This is a genomic window from Xenophilus sp., assembly GCF_044462705.1.
GTDB classification, from domain to species: Bacteria; Pseudomonadota; Gammaproteobacteria; order Burkholderiales; family Burkholderiaceae_C; genus Xenophilus; species Xenophilus azovorans.
Window position 1 is genome coordinate 3,382 of sequence record NZ_JBIQNC010000162.1, and the last position, 7,779, is coordinate 11,160.

6 protein-coding genes and 1 pseudogene are annotated in these 7,779 nt (G+C 74.9%); 5 read left to right on the forward strand and 2 right to left on the reverse strand.

All coding sequences use genetic code 11. From position 1 onward, the window contains the following. The 3 genes from ACIY1X_RS19895 to ACIY1X_RS19905 all read left to right on the forward strand — a co-directional run. Positions 1–3,008, forward strand: a 3,008-nt coding sequence (locus ACIY1X_RS19895; protein ID WP_399683858.1) for a molybdopterin cofactor-binding domain-containing protein, incomplete at its 5' end; no start/stop codon positions are given. A gap of 184 nt (positions 3,009–3,192) precedes the next feature. Next, positions 3,193–4,110, forward strand: a complete 918-nt coding sequence (locus ACIY1X_RS19900) for a ketopantoate reductase family protein (protein ID WP_399683861.1) — start codon at positions 3,193–3,195, stop codon at positions 4,108–4,110. 13 nt (positions 4,111–4,123) lie between these two features. Further along, a complete protein-coding gene (locus ACIY1X_RS19905; RefSeq protein WP_399683863.1) occupies positions 4,124–4,591 on the forward strand; it encodes a CopD family protein in 468 nt (155 codons plus the stop codon). Between the two features lie 17 nt (positions 4,592–4,608). Here ACIY1X_RS19905 and ACIY1X_RS19910 read toward each other — a convergent pair whose 3' ends face one another. Continuing rightward, positions 4,609–5,508 (reverse strand): LysR family transcriptional regulator, encoded by a 900-nt coding sequence (locus ACIY1X_RS19910; protein WP_399683864.1) that lies wholly within the window; start codon positions 5,506–5,508, stop codon positions 4,609–4,611. A 114-nt stretch (positions 5,509–5,622) separates the two neighbouring features. Between ACIY1X_RS19910 and ACIY1X_RS19915 the strand changes: the two genes are divergently transcribed. Continuing rightward, entirely contained in the window at positions 5,623–5,826 is a 204-nt protein-coding gene (locus ACIY1X_RS19915) for a DUF1127 domain-containing protein (RefSeq protein WP_038217964.1), read from the forward strand. Here the strand turns inward: ACIY1X_RS19915 and bla are convergent. Beyond that, positions 5,823–6,689: a class A beta-lactamase gene (gene bla, locus ACIY1X_RS19920; RefSeq protein ID WP_399683869.1), complete on the reverse strand. Its 867-nt coding sequence runs from the start codon at positions 6,687–6,689 to the stop codon at positions 5,823–5,825. The two genes, ACIY1X_RS19915 and bla, sit on opposite strands and share 4 nt — an antisense overlap. A 209-nt stretch (positions 6,690–6,898) precedes the next feature. On the opposite strand from bla, the pseudogene ACIY1X_RS19925 reads away from it, so the two are divergent. Continuing rightward, positions 6,899–7,779, forward strand: a pseudogene (locus ACIY1X_RS19925) (hypothetical protein); the annotation flags it as partial.

A 7,779-nucleotide genomic window follows, 5' to 3' on the forward strand; every position in this document is an offset into this window, starting at 1 on the left:
CCGAGCGCGAGGAGCACGCCGAGCAGGCGATGCGCGAGCTGCGCGTGCAGTGGAAGCCCTGGCCCGGCATGCCCGACCTCGCGGGCCAGGAGCGCGTGGCCGACGCCATCCGCGCCAACCCCGCCACGCAGCGCCTGCTGGTGGACGAGGGCGACGTCGATGCCGCGCTGGCGGCCGGCGGCGCGATGCGGCGCACCTACCTGTGGCCCTACCAGCTGCACGCGTCCATCGGGCCGTCGTGCGCGGTGGCGCACTGGCTGGCGAATGAAGCCGCGCCGAGCCCCCGATCCGCAGGATCGGCCGCCCCGGCTGTGCCGGGGCCCGGGGCGAGCGCCCCCTCGGGGGGCAGCGACCCACACGCAGTGGGGGAGCGTGGGGGCCCGCGCTTGCGCGTCTGGGCCGGCTCGCAGAACCCCCATGTGCTGCGCGCCGACCTCGCGAAGCTGATGGGCCTGGCCGACGTCGAGGTGGACGTGGTGCGCATGGAGGCGGCCGGCTGCTACGGCCGCAACGGTGCCGACGACGTGGCGGCCGACGCCGCGCTGCTGGCCCGCGCCGCCGGTGCGCCGGTGCGCGTGCAGCTCAGCCGCGAGCAGGAGCACCAGTGGGAGCCCAAGGGCACGGCGCAGCTCATGGACGTGGCCGGTGCGCTCTCGCCCGAGGGCGGCATCGCGGCCTACGACTTCGAGACCTCCTACCCCAGCAACGGCGCGCCGCCGCTGGCGCTGCTGCTCACCCGCACGGTCGAGCCCGCGGCGCAGGCCTTCGAGATGGGCGACCGCACCGCGCGGCCGCCCTACGCGTACGAGAACCTGCGCGTGAAGGTCAACGACATGGCGCCCATCGTGCGCGCCTCGTGGCTGCGCGGCGTGTCGGCGCTGCCCAACTCCTTCGCGCACGAGAGCTTCATCGACGAGCTGGCGACCGCCGCCGGCGTGGACCCGGTGCAGTTCCGCCTGCGCCACCTGCCCGACCCGCGCGCGGCCGAGCTGATCCAGGCCACCGCGCAGAAGGCCGGCTGGCGCATGCGCACCGGCCCGCAGGAGAACGCCGACGGCGGCCTGGGCCCCGGCGGCGACATCCTGTTCGGCCAGGGCTTCGCCTATGCCCGCTATGTACACAGCAAGTGGCCCGGCTTCGGCGCCGCCTGGGCCGCCTGGGTGGCCGACGTGGAAGTCAACCGCAGGACGGGCGAGGTGCACGTGCGCCGCGTGGTGGTCGGCCACGATGCGGGCCTGACCGTCAACCCGGCCGGCGTCGAGCACCAGGTGCACGGCAACGTGATCCAGACCACCAGCCGCGCGCTGAAGGAGGAGGTGAAGTTCGCGCCGGCGCCGCCGTCAGCGGCGAAGGAGACGCTGCCCGGCGTGCTGCAGACCGGCGCGCTCCCGCAGGGCGTGGTCGCCAGCCGCGAGTGGGGCAGCTACCCGATCATCCAGTTCCGCGAGGTGCCGGTCATCGAGGTGCTGCAGATGCCGCGCCCCGGCGAGCCGCCGCTGGGCGCGGGCGAATCGTCCTCGGTGCCGGGCACGGCCGCCATCGCCAACGCCATCTTCGACGCCACCGGCGTGCGCTTCCGCGAACCGCCCTTCACGCCCGAGAAGGTGCTGGCGGCTCTTTCTCCTCTCCCCTCTGGGGAGAGGCCGGGTGAGGGGCCGCGCAGCCCCCACCCCAACCCTCCCCCAGCGGGGGAGGGAGGGACACCCTGGCCGCGCCGCAAGGGCCTGTGGGCCGGCGCCGGCGCGCTCGTCGTCGGCGGGCTCGGCATGCTGGCCGGCCTGCTCGGCTGGCGCCCCGCCATCGCGCCGGTCAGCTTCACGCAGCCCGTCTTCAGCGACCAGACCATCGAGCGCGGCCGCCGGCTCGCCGCCCTGGGCGACTGCGCCGTGTGCCACACCGCGCCGGGCGGCGTGCCCAACGCGGGCGGCCGCGCGATGGAAACCCCCTTCGGCACCATCCACACCACCAACCTCACGCCCGACGCGGAGACGGGCCTCGGCCGCTGGTCCTTCAGCGCCTTCCAGCGCGCGATGCGCGAGGGCCTCTCGCGCGACGGGCGGCACCTGTACCCGGCCTTCCCCTACACCGCCTTCGCGAAGACGAGCGACGACGACCTGCAGGCGCTGTACGCGTACTTCATGTCGCTGCCGCCGGTGAAGGCGGAAACGCCCGCCAACGACCTGCGCTTCCCCTTCAACCTGCGCCCGCTGATGGCCGGCTGGAACGCGCTCTTCCACGACGCGGCGCCCTACCGGCCCGTGGCGACGCAGACCGCCGAATGGAACCGCGGCGCCTACCTCGTCAACGGCCTGGGCCACTGCGCCGCCTGCCACTCGCCGCGCAACGCGCTGGGCGCCGAGAAGACCGGCGAGCAGTTCCTGGCCGGCGCCTTCATCGACGGCTGGGAGGCGCCCGCGCTCACCGCGCTGTCGAAGAACCCCGTGCCCTGGGACGCCGAGAGCCTGTACGCCTACCTGCGCCACGGCCACTCGCCGCGCCACGGCATCGCCGGCGGCCCGATGGCCGAGGTGGTGCGCGAGCTGCAGCAGGTGCCGGATGCCGACGTGCGCGCGATGGCGACCTACCTCGCCAGCTTCAACCCCGCGCCCGCGGCCGATCCGCAGCAGCAGGCCCGCGCCGCCGTGCAGACCGCGGCCGCGCAGCAGGGCCGCCTGCTCGGCCCGGCGCAGCGCATGTTCGACGCCGCCTGCGCCGCCTGCCACCACGACGGCGACGGCCCGACATTGCTGGGCGTCAACACCCCGCTGGCACTGAACAGCCAGCTCGCCAGCGACCGGCCCGACAACCTGATCCGCACCATCCTCGACGGCGTACGCGAGCCGGCGGCGAAGGAGCTCGGCTTCATGCCCGCCTTCCGCGACGCGCTGAGCGATGCGCAGATCGCCGAGCTGGCCGGCTACATGCGCGCACGCTTCGCGCCGCAGGCAGCGCCGTGGCCCGACCTGGCCGCGCAGGTGGCGCGCGTGCGCGCGACGCCGGGGCACTGACACGGCAGCGGGACCGCCACGAACCGTTCAGGCTGAGCCTGGCCTGTCCTGAGCCTGTCGAAGGGTCGAAGCGCCGCGCAAGGCTTCGACAAGCTCAGCCCGAACGATCTTCTGGATCGACTGAACGTCGGTACGCATCAACCCCGTGCGGGCATTTCCGCCGCACCGCTCCGACAATCCCGCCATGACCTCCTCCATCGCCATCATGGGCGCCGGCGCCGTCGGCTGCTATTTCGGCGCGATGCTCGCGCGCGCCGGGCATGCCGTCACGCTCGTCGGACGGCCCGCGCACGTGGACGCGGTGCGCCAGCACGGCCTGCGCCTGCAGACCGCGGCCTTCGACGAACACATCCCCATGGCCGCTTCCACCGGCGCCGCCGGCGTGGCCGGCGCGCAGATCGTGCTGTTCTGCGTCAAGTCCACCGACACGGAAAGCGCCGGCGCGCAGATGCGCGAGCACCTGCCACCCGGCGCGCTGGTGCTGAGCCTGCAGAACGGCGTGGACAACGCCGCGCGCCTGCAGGCCGTGCTGCCGCAGCAAAGCGTGGTGCCGGCCGTCGTCTACGTCGCCACCGAGATGGCCGGCCCCGGCCACGTGCGGCACCACGGGCGCGGCGAGCTGGTCATCGGCCCCTCGGCGGGCAGCGAGGCGGCGGCGCAGTTGCTGGCGGCCGCCGGCGTGCCCACGCAGGTGTCGGACAACGCGATCGGCGCGCTGTGGGCCAAGCTGGTGCTCAACTGCGCCTACAACGCCGTCTCGGCCATCACGCGCCGTCCGTACGGCGAGCTGTACCCGGTGCCGGGCATCCAGAAGACGCTGCATGCCGTGGCCGACGAATGCCTCGCCGTCGCGCGTGCCGACGGCATCACGGTGCCCGGCGACGTGCACGCGGCGGTGGAGGGCATCTTCCGCACCATGCCCGCGCAGTTCTCCTCCACAGCGCAGGACCTGATGCGCGGCAAGCCCACCGAGATCGACCACATCAACGGTTATGTCGTGCGGCGCGGCGACGCGCTGGGCGTGCCGGTGCCGCTGAACCGGCTGCTGCACGGGCTGGTGAAGCTGCTCGAGGACGGCCGCACGCCGTCACAGCCGGATTGAAAAGGCCCGTCGCATGTCCGCGCTGACCTACGCCACCCTGCTCTTCCTGCACGTCGCGGCCGCCGCTTTCTGGGTCGGCGGCATGGCCACGATGCACTTCGCCGTGCGGCCGGCCGCCGCCACCCTGCTGGAGCCGCCCCAGCGCCTGGCGCTGATGGCGGGTGCGCTCGGGCGCTTCCTGCGCGGCGTGGACGGGGCGCTGCTGCTGCTGTGGGCCAGCGGGCTGGCGATGCTGACAGCCCTGGGCGGCTTCGCCGGCGCGCACTGGCGGGTGCATGCCATGTTCACGCTGGCGCTGGCGATGACGGCGATCTACGTGTGGATCCGGGCGCGGGCCTTCCGCGCGATGCGGCAGGCCGTGCAGGCGCAGCGCTGGCCGGACGCTGCCGCGCAGCTGGCCACCGTGCGCCGCCTGGTGGCCACCAACCTGGCGCTGGGCGCAGCGGTGTTCGCCGTGGCGCTGGTGGGGCGCGCGCTGTAGCCGCGCCCGGGCACGACTCATCCCTTGCCGGCGCCTTTCAGCATCACCTCCACCACGCGCGCGACCGGCCCGTCCTGCGCCTCCGGCGCGCGGTAGCCGATCACCAGGTGCCGCACCAGCCGCGGCGCCATCGGCAGCACGCGCACGCGCGAGCCGGCCGGCTCCACGTGGTCCTGCCGCAGCGGCAGCACGGCGGCGCCGTAGCCGGCCTCCACCAGCGCACGCATGGCGACGTCGTAGTTGTGCTCGATGCGCGCGCGCGGCGAGAAGCCGGCGCGGCCGAACCATTCGAGCGTGAGCGTCTGCATGCGGGTGCCGGGCTCGTTCATGACCAGCGGCTGCTGCGCCAGCCAGGCGGGCGTGGCGCGCTTGGGCAGCGCCGGCCACGCGGCGGGCACCAGCGCGCGCATCTCGTGGCGCACCCAGGGCGTGAAGCGCACGCCGGGCAGCGCCGGCTGCGGCAGGGCGACCACGGCCACGTCCACCGTGCCGGCCGCCAGGCCCAGCGCGGAATCGACGGAGCCGACGAACATCGGCGACAGCTCGATGCCGGGGTAGCGCTGCGAGAGCGTCTCGAACACCGGCGGCAGCAGGTCGACCACCACGCTGGTGGTGGAGACGCCGATGCGCACGCGCCCCTCCAGCCCCGCATGGCGGCGGCGCGCGGCCTCCACCGCCTCGTCGGCGTCGCGCAGCAGGCGGCGGCCGCGCTCCACCAGCTCGCCGCCGGCCGGCGTGGGCTGCACCCGCCGGGCGCCGCGCACCAGCAGCGGCAGGCCCAGGCGCGACTCCAGCTCGCTCACGTGCAGGCTGACGGTGGGCTGCGCCAGGTGCAGCGCCTGCGCGGCGGCCGAGAAGGTGCCCAGGTCGGCGATGGCGACGAGGGTGCGGATCTGGTCGAGGTTGAGCTGGCGCATCAGCTATTCTGATTCCAGGCTTCAGAACTCTCAACTTCCCCGATGGCTCACCGCGGCGCATGATCCGTGCACCTTCACTCGAAGCCCCGTCGAAACACGCCTCAGGAGCCGATCATGACCGCCACCGCACTACACCACCCCTCGTTCCGTTCCGCCGCCCCGCTGCGCGGCCTGGCGCGCTGGTGGCAGGGCATGGCGGCCGCGCGCCGGCTGGCCGCCGAGCGGCGCGAACTGATGGCCCTGGGGCAGCACCAGCTCAACGACCTCGGCGTCGGCCGCAGCGAGCTGCCGCGCATGCTGCGCGCCGGACAGGACTAGCCCCGCCACTGCGCGACAGCGCGCGCCGCCTCGGCGATCACGTCGTTGCGCGCCTTCGCGTCGGGCTGCCGCTGCGTGGTGTAGACCGCCAGCACGATCGGCGCACGCCCCGGCGGCCAGAGCACGCCCACGTCGTTGTTGGTGCCGTAGTCGCCGGCGCCGGTCTTGTCGCCCACCGCCCACGTGGACGGCACGCCGGCGCGGATGCGCGTGGCGCCGGTGGTGTTGCCGCGCAGCCAGGCTTCGAGCTGCGCGCGCTGCGGCGCGGGCAGCGCATCGTCCAGCACCAGGCGGCGCACGGTCCGGGCCATCGCGGCCGGCGTGGTGGTGTCGCGCGGGTCGCCGGGGATCGCGGTGTTCAGTTCCGGCTCCCAGCGGTCGAGGCGGAAGGCCGCGTCGCCCAGGCCGCGCGCGTAGTCCGTCAGGGCGGCCGGGCCGCCCAGGCGCCTGAGCATCAGGTTGGCGGCCGTGTTGTCGCTGTACATCACCGCGGCGGCGCACAGTTCCTCGTAGGTCATGCCCCGGGCGACGTGCTTCTCGGCGACGGGCGACCAGCTGGCCAGGTCGGCCCGCGTGTAGTGCACGCGCTCGGACATCAGCCGCGGCTCGGCCGCGCTGCGCGCCAGCAGGGCCGCGGCCGCCACCAGCTTGAAGGTGCTGCACAGCGGGAAGCGCTCGTCGCCCCGGTGCGCCAGCGTGGCGCCGTCGGCGGTGTCGATCGCGAACACGCCCAGGCGGCCGTCGAAGCCGGATTCGATCGCGGCCAGGCGCGCGCGGGCGCCGTGGTCGCGTGGGCCGCGCCCGGCGCAGGCGGCGGCCAGCGGCGCCGCGAGGGCGGCGGCGAGCAGGGTGCGGCGGGGCATCGGAAGGCGCGCGGGCGCCAGCCAGTCGGTCATGCGGAAAGCTCCTTGGAAGAGGATGGCCGGGCCCGAGAATGCGGGCGCGGCATGCGTGGATGAAGAAGAAGAAGAAAAAACGTCGCGACGCTTCGCATCCTAGGAAGCGCGCCGCTGCCCACCAAGCCCGCCGCCGCACCGTCCGCGCACTGCCGTAACGCCTGTCACATCGCCCCATGCCGCCGCCCGCCATCACGCTCGAACTCCGCTCGCCGCAGACCGTGGACGGCCGCCGCGCGCCCTACCAGTCGCTGTGGCTGCTGCTGCGCCTGCTGCACGGCCATGCGCAGGGCGAAGCCGTGCGGCTGGACGACCTGCGCGGCCGCCTGTGCGAGCCCGGCGCGCTGCGCATGGCGATCAGCCGCGCCTTCCGCGACTTCCAGGCCTGGGGCATCGTGGCCGGCTGGGGCGAGGACGGCACGCGCGACCCGCGCTTCCTCAACGCCGCCGGCCGCAGCCAGGGTCCGTTCTGGCTGCCGGCCGCGCAGGCGCGCCGGCTGAAGCCGGTGGTGGACGGCCGGCGCGCCACCCGCGCCGAGGTCGCCGCCTTCCTCGGCCTGAAGCCGCAGCGCACGCGCGCCGCCGCCGCCCCGCAGCCGCCGGCCGATGCCGTGCACCTGCAGGACGCCCATTTCTGGCAGCAGCTCGTGACGGCCCACCAGGCGATGCAGCAGGGCCGGCTGGCCGTCAGCCCCACCGCCGGCGGCGAGGCGGGCGGCCCGAGCGCGCTGGAGGCGATGCGCCGCGCCGGCCGGCTGGCGGGCAGCGGCTTCCAGCGCGCGCTGGTGACGCTGAACGAGGCGCTGCTGTGGCGCCGCCTGGGCGACGACGCCGAGGCGCGCAAGCGCCTCAGGGCCCTGCAGCGCCAGCGCCTGGCGGCGCAGGTGGCGGGGCACGAGTACCTGGGCGCGATGGCGGCCATCGTCGCGGCCTGGTGCGACTACGCGGCGCGCGACCTGGCCGAGGCGCAGGCGCAGTTGCGCGCCGTGGCCGAGGACCCGGCGCACGGGCCGCTGCTGCGCCACCACCCGCAGATGCTGCTGAGCGACGGCTTCTC

Excerpts from the sequence above, each read along its gene's own strand:
- ACIY1X_RS19900 (WP_399683861.1), top strand. The coding sequence starts at position 3,193 with ATGACCTCCTCCATCGCCATCATGGGCGCCGGCGCCGTCGGCTGCTAT.
- ACIY1X_RS19905 (WP_399683863.1), top strand. The coding sequence starts at position 4,124 with ATGTCCGCGCTGACCTACGCCACCCTGCTCTTCCTGCACGTCGCGGCC.
- ACIY1X_RS19910 (WP_399683864.1), bottom strand. The coding sequence starts at position 5,508 with ATGCGCCAGCTCAACCTCGACCAGATCCGCACCCTCGTCGCCATCGCC.
- ACIY1X_RS19915 (WP_038217964.1), top strand. The coding sequence starts at position 5,623 with ATGACCGCCACCGCACTACACCACCCCTCGTTCCGTTCCGCCGCCCCG.
- bla (WP_399683869.1), bottom strand. The coding sequence starts at position 6,689 with ATGCCCCGCCGCACCCTGCTCGCCGCCGCCCTCGCGGCGCCGCTGGCC.